Raw genomic sequence first — 17,667 nt, forward strand, 5'->3', positions numbered from 1 at the left:
TTTATAGCTAATGTAATGAAAAAAGAGAGCTTAGAAGCTCTCTTTTATGGTAAATGTCATTAATTCGTATGTCTTTGGATGTCTAAAAGTGATACTTTCTGCATGTAGATATAGTCTGTCTGCTTTGGTACCATATAGGTCATCACCTACTATAGGTGTGTTTAGTCCTTTTGGGTGTGAGGCATGCATACGCAGCTGATGTGTACGCCCTGTGATAGGATAGAAGTACACTTTCGTCTTGCCATCTTTGCGTTCTATCACTTCATATCTAGTCTTGGCATACTTGCCATATTCATAGCAGACCATCTGTCTAGGTCTATCGTCAAAGTCTATTCTCAGCGGTAGTTCTATAGTCCCTTCGTCTTCTTCTATGATACCATCTAGTATAGCGACATATCTCTTCTCTAAGCTCTTCTTTATAAACTGGCTCTGTAGTGCTTTATGAGAGTCTTTATCCTTAGCAATGATTAAGATACCTGATGTAGGCATGTCTAATCGGTGTACGATAAGAGGTCCTGTAGCATTAGGGTAGCGAAGTTTCATACGTTCATATACAGAGTCTAGTATATAAATACCAGGTACAGATAAGAAGTCTTCAGGCTTATTTACAATAGCGAAGTACTCATCCTCATAGACTACCTCAATAGGTCTGTTAAGAGCAGGGTTTATCAATAGTGGATTATCATCTACTTCTAAGCCTTCTAGCATATGTCCTAAAATAGGCTCACATTTACTGCGACAAGAAGGGTAGAAGTGCTGATGCTTGCGAATCTCTGACTTCGGAGACTCTCCCCACCAGAATTCTCCTAAGGCAATAGGCGTATAATTATGCTCATAGGCGTATTGCATCAGTTTAGGAGCCGCACAGTCTCCTGCAGCAGCAGGCGGCTGTTGTAATACTGTCTTTTCGAAGATCTCTAATAAGCTTTGTTCTTCTCCTTTGTAATTTAAGAATTTGTAAGAAGCGAATAGTTTTTGCTGTAGTCCATTAGACTTTTGTTTGCGTTCTTCTTTTAGGTTATTTAGCTCTTCTTCTATACTTGTCGTGATATCTCTAGTCGTAGTGATTTGCTCTTGCCAATATTCTGTCAGTACGCGCAACTCATATTTATCTCTTAAGCTCTGTTTGACTAAGTCATCATTTAAAAGCTGAAATTCTTCAGGAGAAAGTATAGCTTCCTGTTCTTTTCGGATGGCTTTTCGCTCGTTTTTTTGTTTTTTATGCTGTGCTTTCTTCTCTTCGATGGCTGTTTTTTCTTCAGCTATCTGTTGTTTCAACAAAGCTTTGGCATTGCTATACACAGTATCTGCTTCTAGTTTTTCTATTTTGGCATTGATAGCATTGATTGCTTTTACCTCTACATCTTCTCTTGCAAAAAAGCCGTTCTCATTCCACAGATCAAAGATTAGAGGTACGTATCCCTCTAGGTCTGTATGACTGCCTAGCTTACCAGAGAAGCCTGCTAAGTAGCCTAGTTCTCCTTTTTCATTTTTTACTACTAGTACACCAAACATCTTACCTGTAGGTAGACAGTTCTCATCCTCTGTGTCAAATAGCGGTGCTATAAGAGGATGTGTACTTAGTTCACGTTGTAACTCTTCTGCTGCTAGTACGGTTAGGGGATGAGGTTCGTAATAAAAAGGGAAAGTAAACTTAGTCGGCAGTGCTATAGACTGCACATCACTGGTAAACTTTCTGAAGATAGCTTTAGGCTGAGACATGTAATTCTAATTTTTAGACTGCAAAATTAAGGATAAAAGGGAGATGGGAAAGAGCATTGTTTTAAAATTAAAGCTAATGTTTATTGTATTTACTTATTAGCGTCTTTCATCACTTGCACTATTTTCATTACAGCCTGTTGAGCATTAGCAGTCCCGCTGTTTGCCATGATGATATAGGCAGTATTCGTGATGCCATCTATCTGTGTATAGGTAAAGAATGTACCATCAGAACCGGCGTGGTCATATAGCTTAGTAGTCTCATTGATAAGATTCCCCCAACCTATGGCATATTTGCTTTGACTATTAAATAAGAAGTCATAAGTACTTGCCTTAAGAGCGTTGTTTTGACCTGCAAGACCTTGTAGATTGAGTTGAATGTATTTGATATAATTCTCTATATTCATACTTAAGTCACCAGCAGGCTCTATAAGGGTTAATGCATAGTTATAAGTAGGAGGTACAGATTCTAGTAGATCATACTGTAGGGCATGTCCCCAAGGTTGGCTTTCTAGATTGCGATTTGGCCAGCCGATGACGAAGTCTATACCTAGTTCATTGGTTAGAATTTCTTTTGCTAGTTCTTCCCAAGATTTGTTAGCTACTTTCTCTAACATAGAAGCTGCTATACTATACCCTGCATTAGAATAGGTATATCCATCAGGAGCCTCTAGTGGAGACATCGTTAATACATGTTGAGCGAAAGCTTGTCGCTGTTGTTGCTTTGTTCCTTCAAATTTAGGTAGACCAATGCGTTCCGTACCACTAGTGAAGGCATGTACTTTAGCTCTATGAGAGAAGAAGTCCTTCAGCGTAGCGTTATAGTATGCAGGATTAGCAGATTCTTTTGCCTCAGGAAACAGATCAAAATAGGTAGTATTCCATTTGATTTTGCCTTGTTCTACTAGTTTGGCAGCTATAAACCCTGTAATGGCTTTAGAGTTAGAACCTAAGTGGAAGTAGTCTTTTAGATCAGCATTAGAAGATGTGTTCTTTTCACTGAATTTGTGATGTCCAGAGATGCCTTTTTGAACAGTCTGATCTTTTGTTACAATGGCAAAGGCCACTTCAGGTACGTTGTACAGGTTGCGTATACTATCTATTTTAGTGTGTAAGTCCTGACTGTATATCGTTTGACTATATGATAATATGAAGGCAGAGGTTAGTATAAGTAGTTTTTTCATGTTTTGGATTTATTATAAAAACTAAGGTAATGATATTCGGTTTATAAATAAGTTTTTCTCCTTTGAAAAGATTTGGTAGAGAGAAGGTAATTGGTGATAAATAACCGAAATAACAAATAATTTTTAAAAAAGTATGTTTTGTTGCTTTTGCTTTTTGTGACTTAACGAGTTAAATAGTATCTTTGGCGACTCAAAGTATTAAAATAATACCGATATGTTTGATAATTTAAGTGATAAATTAGATAAAGCCTTTCATATCCTTAAGGGACACGGCAAGATTACAGAAGTCAATGTAGCAGACACTCTAAAAGAGGTTCGTAGAGCTCTATTAGATGCCGACGTTAACTTTAAGATTGCTAAAGATTTTACTAATGTAGTAAAAGAAAAAGCCTTAGGACAAGAGGTACTTACAACTTTACAACCAGGACAATTGATGATCAAAATCGTTAAGGACGAGTTGACTCAATTAATGGGAGGTGAGGCTGCAGGTATTAACTTATCTGGTAATCCTTCAGTTATTTTAATGTCAGGTTTGCAAGGGTCAGGGAAAACAACATTCTCTGGTAAACTAGCAAACTTCTTAAAGACAAAGAAAAATAAGAAACCTTTATTGGTAGCGTGTGACGTATATCGTCCTGCGGCTATTAATCAGTTACACGTAGTAGGTGATCAATTAGGTATAGAAGTATATTCAGAAGAAGGAAATAACAATCCTGTACTAATTGCAGAGAATGCTATTAAGCATGCTAAGGCAAATGGATTCAACGTAGTGATCGTCGATACAGCTGGTCGTCTAGCAGTAGACGAGGAGATGATGACGGAGATCGCTAATATCCACAAAGCTATTACACCACATGAGACGCTATTCGTAGTGGACTCTATGACAGGACAAGATGCCGTAAATACAGCGAAAGCTTTTAACGATAGATTAAACTTCGATGGGGTAATCCTTACTAAGTTAGATGGGGATACACGTGGAGGGGCTGCAATCTCAATTAAATCAGTAGTAAATAAACCGATTAAGTTTATCGGTACTGGTGAGAAGATGGAGGCGATAGATGTGTTCTATCCAGATCGTATGGCAGACCGTATCTTAGGGATGGGAGACGTTATCTCGTTAGTAGAGCGTGCACAGGCTCAATACGACGAAGAAGAGGCTCGTAAAATCCAGAAGAAAATCGCGAAGAATGAGTTTGGTTTTGACGATTTCTTAAATCAGATTCAGCAAGTGAAGAAGATGGGGAATATGAAAGACTTGATGGGGATGATACCTGGAGTTGGAAAAGCAATGAAAGATGTAGAGATAGAAGATGATGCGTTTAAACATATCGAGGCTATTATCTACTCAATGACTCCTGCAGAACGTTCTAAACCATCTATTATAGATGTAAAACGCAAGAACCGTATCGCTAAAGGATCGGGTACAGATATACAACAAGTGAATCAATTGCTTAAGCAATTCGATCAAATGAGCAAAATGATGAAGATGATGCAAGGGGCAAAAGGAAAGAATTTGATGAGAATGATGGGGCAAATGAAAGGCATGCAAAGATAATTAAAGAAGAAGGTTTAAGGTTCATTATGAGGTTTAAACCTTCTTTATTTACATACACACAACACACATTTTATTTTAATGCAACTACTAGACGGAAAAAAGGTATCGGAAGATATCAAGAATGAGATCGCTGTTGAGGTTCAACAGATGAAGGCTCGTGGAGAAAAAGTACCTCACTTAGCAGCAGTTATTGTTGGTACTAATGGAGCAAGTTTAACTTACGTAGGAAGTAAGGTTAAGTCTTGTGAGAAAGTAGGTTTTGAATCTACATTAGTTTCTTTGCCAGAAGAGACGACAGAAGAAGAACTTTTAGCTAAAGTAAAAGAATTGAATGCTGATCCTGCTATAGATGGATATATCGTTCAATTACCTCTTCCAAAACACATTGATGAGCAAAAAATCTTATTAGCTATCGATGCGGATAAAGATGTAGATGGGTTTCACCCAACGAACTTCGGTCGTATGGCACTAGAGATGGAAACATTCTTGCCAGCTACTCCTTATGGAATCATGGAATTATTAGAGCGTTATAAAGTAGAGACAGCAGGTAAAAACGTAGTAGTTATCGGTCGTTCTCACATTGTAGGTCGCCCTATGAGTATCTTGTTAAGCCGAAAAGGTTATCCTGGGGATGCTACTGTGACACTTACGCATAGTCGCACTAAGAATATTGCAGAGATTACTAGAGAAGCAGATATTATCATTTCAGCATTAGGAGTGCCTTACTTCTTAAAAGGAGATATGGTGAAGGACGGGGTAACTGTAGTAGACGTAGGTATCACTCGTGTACCAGACGAGACTAATCCTAGAGGATACGTTATCGCAGGAGATGTAGACTTCGACGAAGTTAGTAAGAAAGCTGCTTTTATCACTCCTGTACCTGGTGGTGTAGGACCAATGACAATAGCGATGTTATTAAAGAATACTTTATTAGCTAGATCTAGAAGAGCTAAAAAAGGGGAATAAGAATAAGACTATTCTATTTATATATGAAGAGAGATGAGAGATCATCTCTCTTTTTTTGTTTTATTGGGTATGTATTGCGTGATACATAATGTGTTTCGATTAATAAATTATAAACAGTATTGTAACATTTGTTACAATGCATTCGGTGAATGATTGATATTTTAGTATATTAACCGAAACAATATTGTAAATCATGAAAACTCATTATCAAATTCTTATTATAGGGGCAGGAACTGCTGGTATAATGACAGCAGCTCAGCTAAAGAAGCGTAATCGCAATATAGAAGTTGGGATTATAGATGCTTCAGAATTACATTACTATCAACCTGCATTTACACTAGTAGGAGCAGGAGCTTATGATAAGAAAAAAACGATAAAACCTACAAAGGATCTTATACCTAGTGGAGTAGATTGGATTCGCGATATGGTGGTTTCTATAGATGCTCATAATAATCGTCTAAGTACTAAAGAAGGACTAAGCTATACTTATGATTATCTAGTAGTATGTCCTGGTTTGGTAAATGATTTATCTTTAATAGAAGGATTAGCAGATGCTGTAGAGAAAGGTGTAGTGTGTAGTAACTATATAGATCCAGAATATACTTGGAAGTTATTACAAGAATTTAAAGGAGGAACGGCTATTTTCACTCAACCGAATACACCTATTAAATGTGGTGGAGCCCCTCAGAAGATCATGTATCTGGCATGTGATTATTTTCGCAAGAAAGGAATAGCTAAGAATACTAAAGTTCACTTCCCAATGCCTGGGAGTGTTATTTTTGGAGTTAAACCTATTGCAGAGACCTTAATGAAAGTGGTTGATAGATACGGTATTGATTTCAAGCCATTTCATAATCCGATTAGGATAGATGCTGATAATCGAAAAGTATACTTTAAACAGATGAATATGCAAGATAATAAGTGTGTGGTGATTTCGGATGAAAGTACGATCACTACAGATAATAGCATAGTAGAAATGTCTTTTGACTTCTTGCATTTAGCACCGCCTCAAGTGGCTCCACAGTTTGTAAGAGCATCTAATTTAGTAAATACAGCTGGTTGGTTAGATGTTGATTTAAACAGTTTACAACACAATAAGTATGCTAACGTATTCGGACTAGGAGATGTAGCAGGCTTACCTACAGCTAAGACAGGTGCTGCAATACGTAAGCAAGTTCCTGTAGTGGTAGATAATTTATGTAAGCTAATAGCTAACGGCGAAGCTACAAATAAAGAGTATTTAGGATATTCTTCTTGTCCATTAGTGACAGGTTATGGAAAGATGGTGTTGGCTGAGTTTAATTATAAGAATGAGTTTATGCCTGATCCTAAGTTAAAGCAAATGTTTATTTCGAATAGTGATCAAGAGCATTGGCGCTTATGGATGTTGAAGAAATATATGTTACCCTATTTATATTGGAATAAAATGATGAAAGGGAAGCAAGTGTAGAATGGTTTTATAGAGTAAGTTGTATTTTTAGTAAAAAGTATGTGTAATGAGAAGTGATAGTATAAAATGGGCAGCTTTAGTACCAGAGCTTGTAGTATCTGATTTAGCTAGTAGTTTACAGTTCTGGTGTGATTACATAGGTTTTGAAGTAATGTATGATCGCAAGGAAGAGTACTTTGCTTATTTAGGTATGGGAGAAGCACAAGTAATGTTAGAACAATATAATCCTGCTGATAGAGAATGGGAGACAGGCGTTATGGAAAAGCCGTATGGTAGAGGAATAAACTTTCAGATAGAAGTAAATGCCATAGCACCTATTCTAAAACGACTTCAAGAGGCTAAATATAATGTGTTTATTGATGTAGAAGAGCGTTGGTATAGAGTAGAAGATGTAGAGTTCGGTCAGAAGCAGTTCTTAGTACAAGATCCAGATGGCTATTTATTGAGGTTAATCGAGAACTTAGGGGAGCGAAAATTAGCTGAATAAAGTGATTGCATTAGAAGACATAAGTCAATACTTTAGTGCTGTGATAAAACATAGAAGAGATGAAAACAAGAGAAGAGCTACAGACTAAGTGGTATAAGAAAGGTGAGAAGTATGCTAAGGAGATTAATGAGATGGTTGCTTTCGGTACAGAACACGGCTGGGATAAATGGGATGGCAAAGAAGCAGAGGACACAAGAGGTAAACTTGCAGAAGCAGTTATTGAGTTATTAAGAGAGGCAAATGCTAATGGTACAGTAGATACTTTTAGACAAGAGTTTCCTCCTGCACACGCTCCAATTGTACAGATGTTGGATGATAATGGAAGTTATATAGGAGATATTTGTTCTATAGCAGAAGATAGTGTTGTTTTTATGCAAGGGACTTCTTATGAAGAAAGACAAGCATATATAGCAAAAGGAACAGAAGTAGTAGCATTAGATAAAGAGATTAAAAGCATCGGACAGTCTATGCGCAACCTTGTTTATGCGATAGCATACGCAGATAAGATAGTGACTCGTCAAGGATGGGAAGGAGAAATTATAGCAGAGTTTACATTAGATACTTTAGCGAATATAGGAATTACAAGACTTATTCCTTTTAATGATGGGCAGAAAGTCTTGTTCATTTCTTCAGAGGGAATTTATTTATTAAATACTAAAGAAGAGAAACTGTTGTTTCCAATACTAGAAGAAGGGGAAGAAAACAATGGATTATCTATGGATCATGCTACTTTATCTCACGACAATAAATATATTGTAGTAGGAGAGCAGTGTAGTGATCACATCGTTTTGGACAGTGAAGGTGATAAAGTAGGATCAGTAGGTCCACAATCTGAGTATCCACATTATTGTTTGTTTACTAAAGATGATAAACAACTACTGACTAACTCTTGCCATTTTTACAATGGAATATCGATAGGTGTAGATGGAGATAAGCTAGATGGAATGGATATACCAGGGTGGGATGATCATGAGGATATTACGATATTAGATGAAGGAATGCGTGTGTATGCTGGTGTAGCTTTTAATGACTACTATATCTTAGGAGATGCTTATGGATATATCAGAGCAATACATAAAGACGGAAGAGAGCTGTGGCAACATTTCTTAGGTTCTACCATAAGTGGAATGGTATTATCAGAAGATGAGAAGACACTATATGTAGGTACGTATGCAGGTATATTACACAAGCTGACTTTGAATAAGCCTGTAAGAGATACACATACTATTGGTACTGCCGATATTTATGAAGATTTCCGTTTGTTACTTTGGAAGAATGAGAATAGCGTATTAGTGTGGTAATCACTTGATATAAGAATGAATAAAGCTACTTTACGATATGTTAAAGTAGCTTTTTTTTATACTAAAGGTTTTGATTAAGTAGTTATCTATAGAACACTTAACTAAAACTTATAATTATGAAACACTTAATTTTATACAGCTTTCTACTGATTACCTCGATGGGTATAGGACAGAATGCTAAGACTGACTTAGAAACCTATGTCCCTAAAAAAGACAATTACTCTTTTACTATTATTTAATTAGCATTTCAATACCTTATTTTTATCATTATATTAAGATTAGAAAGAGTAAATTAGAGGCTCATAATTTCACGCTATACCTCATGAAAAAGATAAGATACAGTATTGTAGCACTAGGTGTTACAGCGCTCTGTTTTGCGCAAGAACCTCAAGAGAAAACGATAAATGCTAAAGATAGTTTACCAACTTCAGTACAGAAAATATCAGAAGTGAACCCTGGTAATAAGGTATCTTTACAAGAATATGTGGAAGAGTTATATATCAACACATGTAAGCTATATAATAGAGGAGCTGTTCCTTTAGTAGATTCAGGAGATTATGATGTATTATTAGTAGATAAGAAGGGGAGTGCAGAGGGTAGTAAGTTCGTTAAATCAAAAGACTTAGCCTTACTCAAGATAGAAGAGGTGAAGGAAATAAAATATGAGAAGTCAAAACAAACTGACATGATGTACGGTACTAGAGGAGGTGCATTTGGGATAGTTGTTATTACTAAATAAAATAGAAGAGGTTGTAATGGAATTACAGCCTCTTTTTGATTAACTTAATTATGGTTTAACATATTTGTCATAAGGTGTCATGTGTTTTGAAATTAAAATAACTACAGTCAGTATATCTAAATGAAACTTTATTTTATCACCAATAAGTCTACCTATTACTTATATAATCAGAGTAATTTTGTTACTAGTTTTTGTTTAAATTTGACGCTTCAAAATAAATTGAATAATTGTGATAAAAGAGGCATTTTCTTATAAAGGGACTATCAACAGAAAGGCATATATCGTAAGTCTAGTAACTTACTTTGTGTTGTTGTTTTTAAGCTTCTCAGTGTTCGCAAGATTAAGTGGCGCTTTTTTCGGAATACTATTCTTAATAGTCTTTATAGGGTTACATATTTATCTTTTTGGTAAAGGGACTAGACGCTGTCACGATTTAGGTAAGAAAGGGTGGGAACAGTTTAGCTTTAGAACTTGGTTAGGAATGTTATCTAGAGAGATAAAAGTGAGTAAACCTGTATCAGAACCAATAGAAGGCTAAAAAGGATATAATGGGTATTTATACCATTACATCCTTTTTAGTTTCTTCGTATAAAGGGTATACTCTTAGAACACACTGTTGTTTAGAAGAGCTAACTCTTCTTCTGTAGGTTGATTTTTAGGATCTATAAATGCATTAAAAGCGGGTGTGTCATCACAGTAGATAATGTCAAAAGAGAATCTCTCATCACCATATAGCCCTCTGTGGATACTATTCGCAGAGAAGATAAATAGATCACCTCTATTTAGATTAAACACTTGCCCTCGCTCTAGAGCATCACTTGGATGACGACCATGCTGAGATAGTCGAGTGTCTTCTTCTATAGGCATATCCCATAACCGATGAGTAGCAGGGATGATCTCTATTCCATTTTCTTTCTTCAGTGGGATTCTAAAGTGAACTACATTTTCTGTCTTAATCTTTTCTTGTTGTTCTTCTCTCGAAAGCCCTGTATACTGAATATCCCTATGCCAATAGTTCTTTTGTTCCTTGTGATAAGGGTCAAAGAATAATTGAGTATTTAAGAATTTAGCTTTATCGGGAAAGATAGACTCGACAATATCTATAAGTTTAGCCTGAGCAATGAATTGGAATAATGCTAGCCTTTCTTGTTTAGTAATAAAAGGACTACTCGTAAGGCTATGACTGTTGATTAATACCTTCTTATACCCTTGTTCATTTTCTATTAGCCATTGCTTGTGAAAGTTGTTAAGTATCAATTCTATAGATGTTAATTCTTCTTCCGTAAAGAAACTAGGTAGATATAGATAACTATTTTGTTCAAAGTCTAGATACATAACGCAGTCATTAGTGATTTCATAATACGAAGATAAACTAGTGAAGTGAAATAGCGCGATGCTAATTTAAATTGTCCTATTTATTCCCTTATTTTCACAATAGATTCTCAATATTATAACTAGAATTAATGAACAAGATATTTTTATTGGTGTATATTTGTTGATGTCTCATTAGAGGCGGTATGGCAAAAAAAATAAATTATCAATGGAAATTTATAACAAAAGACAGTTATTATTTAATACTCAATATAATGCTATAAGAAGTAAGTATAAAATAGTAGGAGCAATACGCTTGGTTGTTTTCTTCGCTATTATTTATTTCTTCTATCTAGCTTTGGCTAATGCGGATACCTTTTATTTATATTTTACAGGAGGGCTTATTGCAGCTTTCTTAGTATTACTGCGCGTGCACGTAGAGTACTCGTGGAAGATGCGCTATGTACAGGCTCTTAAAGAGATTAATACAGATGAGCTTGCCTTCTTAGAGGAGGATAAAAGACCCTTTGACGCAGGAGAAGAATTTAAGACTACAGAACACCCTTATGCTTTTGACTTAGATATTTTTGGGCAAAAATCCCTGTATCAATACCTAAATAGAACAGCAACGTTTATAGGAAAACAAAAGCTTGCAGATTTATTAAAAGGCAAATTGACTTCAGAAGCTATTTTAGATAATCAAGAAGCGATTAAGGAACTTTCTCAGAAGGTAGAATGGAGACATGAGATTAATGCTTATAGTAAATTGTCTAATCTAGATGAGAAAGCGTATACAAGATTAAAGAAGTGGAGTGACACAGCCGTAGTACCTATTAGTAAACTAGGCCGTGCATTAAGCTATGTATTACCTGTGCTATTAGGGATTTCGATTGTTTTATACTTTCTGTTAGACCTTGACTTTATGGGATATGTGATCTCTACCTTATTCTCTTTTAACCTAATACTTACTTTATCACAGATAAAGAATATTCAGGCAGAGCTAGGAGGAGCAGATAAGGTACATGAGACTATAGAGAGCTGTAGTTCTATCATTAAGCGTATAGAAAGAGAGACTTTCACTACGGATAAAATGAAATCGTATATCAGTGAGTTAAATAAAGATTCTTTTCAGGCTAGTAAAGAGTTAAAAGAACTGTCTAGACTATTCGAGCAGTTAGAGACTATAGCTAATATTTTTGTGATGGTTGTCTTTAACGGTTTTGTACAGTATCACGTACACGTATTACACCGCTTTTTAAATTGGAAACAGAGCAAAGGACATCTTGTACCTAAAGCAATAGAAATCATAGGAGAGGTAGAAGCGCTTAATTCGCTAGCGAATTTCTCTTATAACAACAGACATTATACCTTCCCAACTATCAGTGAAGAGGGAGAGATGAAGTTTAAAGATCTAGGACATCCTCTGCTGAATGAGAAAAAGAGAGTCTGTAATGACATCAATTTTAGCAACCAACGCTTTGTGATTCTGACAGGATCTAATATGTCTGGTAAGAGTACTTTCTTGCGCACCATTGGGGTTAATCTTGTACTAGCTAGTATAGGAGCGCCTATCTGTGCTACGAAAGCTACTTTCTTCCCACTGCCATTATTTGTATCGATGAGATTGACAGATTCATTAGAAGATAGTGAGTCTTACTTCTATGCTGAGGTGAAGAGGTTAAAGATGATTATCGAACAGGTGAGAGAGGAGCCATGCTTCGTATTACTAGATGAAATACTTAGAGGAACGAACTCTGATGATAAACAGAGCGGAACGATAGGAGTAATCCATAAGTTGATTAGGGAGAAGACCTATGGTGTGATCGCTACCCATGATTTAGAGGTATGTGAGACAACGAATAAATTCCCTGATATTCTTATCAATAAATGTTTTGAAGTGGAGATAAAAGAAGATGATTTACACTTTGATTACAAGATTAGAGATGGCGTGTGTCAGAATAAGAATGCCACATTCATTATGAAAAAAATGGAAATTATAGATTAATTTATAGTAGTAGAAAATTCAAAATAGTCACTTCGGTGGCTTTTTTTTGTGCCATTTATTGGAGTGGTCGCATAGTTATCGCATAGTGATGGCATACTGCTCGCATAGTTTTGGCCGTTTTTAATGCAATCACTATGCGATCAAACTACCATTATTATACTAGCACAGGACAGATGGTAAAAAAAAGAACCTGTTTAGGTACTCTGTAGTATTCTTAAAGAAAACTACACAGAGAATCTAAACAGGTCTTAAAAAAAAGAGATACTTCTGCAGAAGAAGTATCTCTTAAAATTACATTATAAGAAAAACTAATTACATAGTTTTAATTAACTCATTAATAAGCTCACGAGCGATAGGCTCAGCAGCTTCTACAGCTCTAAGTACATCTTCGTGATGTGCTTCTACGATACCTTCTTCATTCCCCATATCTGAGATAACAGAGATACCGAATACTTTCATATCCATGTGACGAGCTACGATTACTTCTGGTACTGTAGACATACCTACACAGTCTGCTCCTACAATGCGTACCATTTTATACTCAGCCAATGTTTCAAAAGTTGGCCCTTGTAGTCCGTAGTAGACACCTTGTTTAATATCGAAGTTCTTCGCTTTAGCTATTTCTTGTGCTTTCTTAACTAAAGTTCCTGTATACGCATCATTCATGTTTACGAAACGAGGTCCGAAACGCTCATCATTATGTCCTCTTAGAGGATGATCAGGGAATGCATTGATATGATCTGTGATGATCATAATGTCTCCTACTTTAAATGTAGGGTTAACACCTCCTGAAGCATTAGATACGATTAGTGTTTCTACTCCCATATACTTCATTACTCTGATCGGGAATACTGTTTTTGCCATTTCGTATCCTTCGTAGTAATGGAAACGACCTTGCATAGCCATTACTTTTTTATTACCAATCGTACCAAAGATTAAAGCACCTTTGTGTCCTTGTACAGTAGATACTGGAAAATTAGGAATTTCTGAGTAAGGAATTTCATGCTCTATTTTAATATCAGCAGTAAGGTTTCCTAATCCTGACCCCAATACAATACCTATCTCAGGTTTGAATTGTGTCTTTTCAATTAAATACTTAACCGTTTCTTGTACTTGCTCCCACATAGTTTAAAATTGTTTTATCAAACTCCTCTTGATTGTTTAAAAAGGAAGTCTGAATTGGTAAATAATATAATTTATTCGAGGGGATTAGTCCATTTAAGCGGACATAATCTTTCTCTGTTGTAATAATCTTATTCTCTTTTGCTTTGTTCAAAATTAGCTCAATGTCAGTAGATGAAAAATGATGATGGTCAGGAAATGTTAAACAAATTGTTTTATCGTCCTTTAGATGGTCAAAAAAACTTTGCGGTTTAGCAATACCAGCTACCATTAAAAACTCTTCTTTTTTTAAGTCTTCTACTGAGATAGAATCAGCCTTTGAATATGCAAGTTTACTGAATTCAATATACGTAAAAAAAGACAATTGTCCCAGTTTGAGATTTAATTTTTTAACAATCTCGTTTTGTTTTGTCAATGATAACGTAGGAGGGCATTTGGTGACGATGATGATATCTGCTCGTTTCGCTCCTCTACGACTTTCTCTAAGGTTACCTGTCGGCAACATATAATCGTTATAGTACGGCTCATCATAAGTAGTCAGTAGAATATTAAAACCACCTTTGACAGCTAGGTGCTGAAAAGCATCGTCTAGAACGATGGCTTGGGTGTCTGTTCTTCGTTTTAGGATATTCTCTATTCCGTTTACTCTTTTTGCGTCTACCGCTACAGCTATATTGTCAAACTTGTGATGATATTGGAAGGGTTCATCACCGATTTGTTCCATAGTCGTATGTTCATCTGCGAGGAAGAAACCTTCACTTTTTCGCTTATACCCTCTACTAAGAGTCGCTATTTTGTATTTGTCTTTTAAAAGTCGTATTATGTATTCCACCATAGGCGTTTTACCAGTACCACCTACACTTAGGTTACCTACTACTATAGTGGGTGTACTAAAAGAGGTTCTCTTCAATATATTTATTGAATAAAGGTAATTGCGCAGGGAAGTGATCCCGCCATATAAGATGGCAAAAGGGAAGAGTAATTTTCGCAGTAATTCCATAATACGAAATTACCAATTTTTTTATCTTTGAGAAAATATATAAATTACAGTTCAAAATTATTTGAGAAATGAAGTTAAGAGAAGTAATCACTGTGTTAGAAGAGATGACACCGTTATCGTATGCAGAGGGATTTGATAATGTCGGGTTATTAGTAGGGGACTATAACTTAGAAGTAAGTGGGATCCTAGTCTGTCATGACGCTTTAGAGACCGTGATAGACGAGGCGATAGAGAAGAAGTGTAATATGGTAGTATGCTTTCACCCAATCTTGTTTTCTGGATTAAAGAAGATAACAGGAAAGAGCTATGTAGAGAGAGCTGTAATTAAAGCGATCAAGCACGATATCGCGATCTATGCTATACATACTGCACTAGATAATCATCAGGAAGGGGTGAATAAAATATTCTGTGATACGCTAGGATTAAAGAACACAAGTATATTAATACCGAAAGAGAACTATATACAAAAGCTAGTGACTTACGCTCCTCGTGTGAATGCAGATGAAGTAAGAAAGGCTCTGTTTAATGCAGGAGCGGGTGCTATAGGTAATTATGATTTGTGTAGTTTTACGACAGAAGGCAAGGGAAGTTTTAGAGGGAATGAGAAGAGTAGCCCAGTCATAGGAGAGCCATTAAAATATGAAGAAGTAGAAGAGGTCAAAGTAGAAGTAATATTTGAAAAGCATTTACAAGGTAAGGTATTAAAAGCCTTGTTTGACTTAGACTTCTATGAAGATAAAGCTTATGAGATCTATACTTTAGAGAATAAACTTCAAAATGTAGGAATGGGAATGATAGGTGAATTAGAAGAAGAGATGGAAGAAGTAGCATTCTTACAGATGGTCAAAACCAAGACGGGTACAGGAGGTATTAGACATAGTGCGTTACTAGGGAAACCGATAAAGAGAGTAGCAGTGTTAGGAGGTTCAGGAAGTTTTGCGATAGGAGCAGCATTATCACAGAAAGTAGATGCTTATATCACCTCAGATTTGAAATACCATGATTATTACCAAGCTGAAAGTCAGATGGTTTTGGCTGATATAGGGCATTTTGAAAGTGAAAGGTATACAAAAAATTATATAACTGACTTTCTTTCAAAAAAAATAACTACTTTTGCAGTTATTTTATCAACAGTAAATACGAATCCAGTTAACTACTTATAATGATGACAAAGAAAAAAGAATTAACCGTTGAAGAGAAGTTAAGAGCACTTTATGACTTGCAATTGATTGACTCAAGAATTGACGAAATCAGAAATATGAGAGGAGAATTGCCTCTTGAAGTTGAAGATCTACAAGATGAGGTTGCTGGACTGAACAAACGCTTAGAAAAATCAAATTTAGACTTAAGTAATATCGAAGCGAGTATTAAGGATAAAAAAGCTGCTATTGAGGAGTTCAAAGCTGCTATCGTAAAATATACTGAGCAACAAAATGAGGTTAAAAACAATAGAGAGTTTAACTCATTAGAAAAAGAGATAGAGTTCCAGAAGTTAGAGATAGAGCTTGCTGAAAAACACATCAAAGAGATGAAAGTTAGCATCGAGCACAAGAAAAACACAATCGCAGAGACAGAAACTAAATTAGCTGCAAGAAAAGAACACTTAGCACATAAAGAAGCTGAATTAAACAGTATTATGTCTGAGACTGAGCGTGAAGAGAAAATCTTATTAGAGAAGTCTGAAGAGTTCAAACAAGATATCGAAGAGCGTTTATTAGTAGCGTATAACAGAATCAGAAATGGTGTTCGTAACGGTTTGGCTGTTGTATCTATCGAGCGTGGTGCTTCAGGAGGATCTTACTTTACTATTCCACCACAAACTCAAGTAGAAATTGCGGCACGTAAGAAGATCATCACGGATGAGCACAGTGGGCGTATTTTAGTAGACAGTGCTTTAGCTGAAGAAGAAAGAGAAAAAATTGAAGCTATTATAGCTAAATTATAATATCAGAAAGCCTCTTGTGAAAGAGGCTTTTTTATTTCTAGAAGTTATATATGGTTAAGTGTCTAGGTTTATTGATTAATTTATTGTCGTTATTTGCTCCTAAGAGAGCATGCGCTATTGCTTATAAGTTATTCTCTACACCTCGTAAAGGACAGCTTAGGCGAAAGAGTATTCCTTACTTTTTGGCTCAAGCTCATCAAGATAGATTTGTCTACGATGGATTGAGTATTCAATGCTATCGCTGGAATCAGGAGCAATCAGAGTTGCCTTTAGTTATGCTGTTTCACGGCTGGGAGAGTAATGCTGGTCGTTGGGAAGAACTAGTGACTTACTTAGATGATCAGTATCAGTATATCTGTATAGATGCTATGGGACTAGGTCTGAGTGATGGAAGTAATCTGAGTGTTATCGATTATTCTCACTTGATGGATCATTGTTTACGAGCGTTTAGACCACAGTATGTTGTAGCTCATTCACTAGGAGCGTTTGCTCTATTACATCAGATGAGTGTAGTGAAATATGACTTCGTAGAGAAGATTGTTTTAATGGCTTGTCTAGATCGTTTTCAGCATGTAATCAATAATTATATTGATATGTTAGGATACTGGAAGAAGGTGTCAAATGACTTATTGCAATTCTTAGAAGGGTTAATTGATATGGATATGCAGGAATATGCTAGTCGCAACTTTATAAAATCACTGTCTAATCAGACATTGATTATTCACGATAAAGAGGATGTAGTAGTGGAATTGGCTGAGTGTACAGTTTTTCATGATATAGCTAATAAAAAGGGAATAGAGGTTTATTATACAGAAGGATTAGGACACTCTGTTCAGGACAGAATTGTCTTCGAAAAAATTAAGAATTATTTTATGAATTAGCT

General features: G+C 35.9%; 17 protein-coding genes. 12 read left to right on the top strand and 5 right to left on the bottom strand.

Annotation, left to right across the window (positions count from 1 at the left end):
- Positions 1-30: 30 nt before the first annotated feature.
- Positions 31-1,722, bottom strand: a complete 1,692-nt coding sequence (locus tag E0Z07_RS10020) for an RluA family pseudouridine synthase (protein WP_131540647.1) — start codon at positions 1,720-1,722, stop codon at positions 31-33.
- 89 nt (positions 1,723-1,811) lie between these two features.
- A complete protein-coding gene (locus E0Z07_RS10025) occupies positions 1,812-2,903 on the bottom strand; it encodes a serine hydrolase domain-containing protein (RefSeq protein ID WP_131540648.1) in 1,092 nt (363 codons plus the stop codon).
- A gap of 214 nt (positions 2,904-3,117) precedes the next feature.
- Between E0Z07_RS10025 and ffh the strand changes: the two genes are divergently transcribed.
- From ffh to E0Z07_RS10060, 8 genes are all read left to right on the top strand, one after another.
- Positions 3,118-4,458 carry a signal recognition particle protein gene (gene ffh, locus E0Z07_RS10030; RefSeq protein ID WP_131540649.1) on the top strand — a complete coding sequence of 447 codons (1,341 nt, stop codon included), beginning with the start codon at positions 3,118-3,120 and terminating at the stop codon, positions 4,456-4,458.
- 78 nt (positions 4,459-4,536) lie between these two features.
- On the top strand, positions 4,537-5,424 hold the full coding sequence (locus tag E0Z07_RS10035; protein WP_006256929.1) for a bifunctional 5,10-methylenetetrahydrofolate dehydrogenase/5,10-methenyltetrahydrofolate cyclohydrolase: 888 nt from the start codon (positions 4,537-4,539) through the stop codon (positions 5,422-5,424).
- A 193-nt stretch (positions 5,425-5,617) separates the two neighbouring features.
- Positions 5,618-6,874, top strand: a complete 1,257-nt coding sequence (locus E0Z07_RS10040) for an NAD(P)/FAD-dependent oxidoreductase (RefSeq protein WP_131540650.1) — start codon at positions 5,618-5,620, stop codon at positions 6,872-6,874.
- 46 nt (positions 6,875-6,920) lie between these two features.
- Positions 6,921-7,361, top strand: a complete 441-nt coding sequence (locus E0Z07_RS10045) for a bleomycin resistance protein (protein WP_131540651.1) — start codon at positions 6,921-6,923, stop codon at positions 7,359-7,361.
- 59 nt (positions 7,362-7,420) lie between these two features.
- Positions 7,421-8,662 (top strand): hypothetical protein, encoded by a 1,242-nt coding sequence (locus tag E0Z07_RS10050; protein ID WP_131540652.1) that lies wholly within the window; start codon positions 7,421-7,423, stop codon positions 8,660-8,662.
- A gap of 116 nt (positions 8,663-8,778) precedes the next feature.
- A complete protein-coding gene (locus E0Z07_RS18395) occupies positions 8,779-8,901 on the top strand; it encodes a hypothetical protein (RefSeq protein ID WP_262711014.1) in 123 nt (40 codons plus the stop codon).
- 83 nt (positions 8,902-8,984) lie between these two features.
- Entirely contained in the window at positions 8,985-9,401 is a 417-nt protein-coding gene (locus E0Z07_RS10055; RefSeq protein WP_131540653.1) for a hypothetical protein, read from the top strand.
- A 229-nt stretch (positions 9,402-9,630) separates the two neighbouring features.
- Positions 9,631-9,939 (top strand): DUF805 domain-containing protein, encoded by a 309-nt coding sequence (locus E0Z07_RS10060; protein ID WP_131540654.1) that lies wholly within the window; start codon positions 9,631-9,633, stop codon positions 9,937-9,939.
- Positions 9,940-10,004: 65 nt separating this feature from the next.
- Here E0Z07_RS10060 and E0Z07_RS10065 read toward each other — a convergent pair whose 3' ends face one another.
- A complete protein-coding gene (locus E0Z07_RS10065; protein ID WP_131540655.1) occupies positions 10,005-10,736 on the bottom strand; it encodes a phytanoyl-CoA dioxygenase family protein in 732 nt (243 codons plus the stop codon).
- A 205-nt stretch (positions 10,737-10,941) separates the two neighbouring features.
- Here E0Z07_RS10065 and E0Z07_RS10070 point away from each other — a divergent pair, with 205 nt between their 5' ends.
- The gene (locus E0Z07_RS10070; protein ID WP_131540656.1) at positions 10,942-12,717 is read left to right on the top strand and encodes a MutS-related protein; all 1,776 of its coding nucleotides are present in this window, start codon (positions 10,942-10,944) and stop codon (positions 12,715-12,717) included.
- Positions 12,718-13,029: 312 nt separating this feature from the next.
- On the opposite strand, the gene E0Z07_RS10075 is transcribed toward E0Z07_RS10070, so the two are convergent.
- Both E0Z07_RS10075 and lpxK read right to left on the bottom strand, forming a co-directional pair.
- Positions 13,030-13,842 carry a purine-nucleoside phosphorylase gene (locus E0Z07_RS10075; RefSeq protein ID WP_131540657.1) on the bottom strand — a complete coding sequence of 271 codons (813 nt, stop codon included), beginning with the start codon at positions 13,840-13,842 and terminating at the stop codon, positions 13,030-13,032.
- Positions 13,814-14,839: a tetraacyldisaccharide 4'-kinase gene (gene lpxK, locus E0Z07_RS10080; RefSeq protein ID WP_131540658.1), complete on the bottom strand. Its 1,026-nt coding sequence runs from the start codon at positions 14,837-14,839 to the stop codon at positions 13,814-13,816. The genes E0Z07_RS10075 and lpxK overlap by 29 nt, the downstream gene beginning before the upstream one ends.
- Before the next feature lie 68 nt (positions 14,840-14,907).
- Here lpxK and E0Z07_RS10085 point away from each other — a divergent pair, with 68 nt between their 5' ends.
- From E0Z07_RS10085 to E0Z07_RS10095, 3 genes are read left to right on the top strand one after another with little or no spacing between them, the layout of a single operon-like run.
- Positions 14,908-16,002 (top strand): Nif3-like dinuclear metal center hexameric protein, encoded by a 1,095-nt coding sequence (locus tag E0Z07_RS10085; RefSeq protein WP_131540659.1) that lies wholly within the window; start codon positions 14,908-14,910, stop codon positions 16,000-16,002.
- Between the two features lie 2 nt (positions 16,003-16,004).
- Entirely contained in the window at positions 16,005-16,784 is a 780-nt protein-coding gene (locus tag E0Z07_RS10090; RefSeq protein WP_131541089.1) for a zinc ribbon domain-containing protein, read from the top strand.
- Positions 16,785-16,834: 50 nt separating this feature from the next.
- Entirely contained in the window at positions 16,835-17,665 is an 831-nt protein-coding gene (locus E0Z07_RS10095; protein ID WP_131540660.1) for an alpha/beta hydrolase, read from the top strand.
- Positions 17,666-17,667 lie beyond the last annotated feature (2 nt).

Source organism: Myroides odoratimimus (genome assembly GCF_004337635.1).
In the GTDB taxonomy this organism is placed as follows: Bacteria; Bacteroidota; Bacteroidia; order Flavobacteriales; family Flavobacteriaceae; genus Flavobacterium; species Flavobacterium odoratimimum.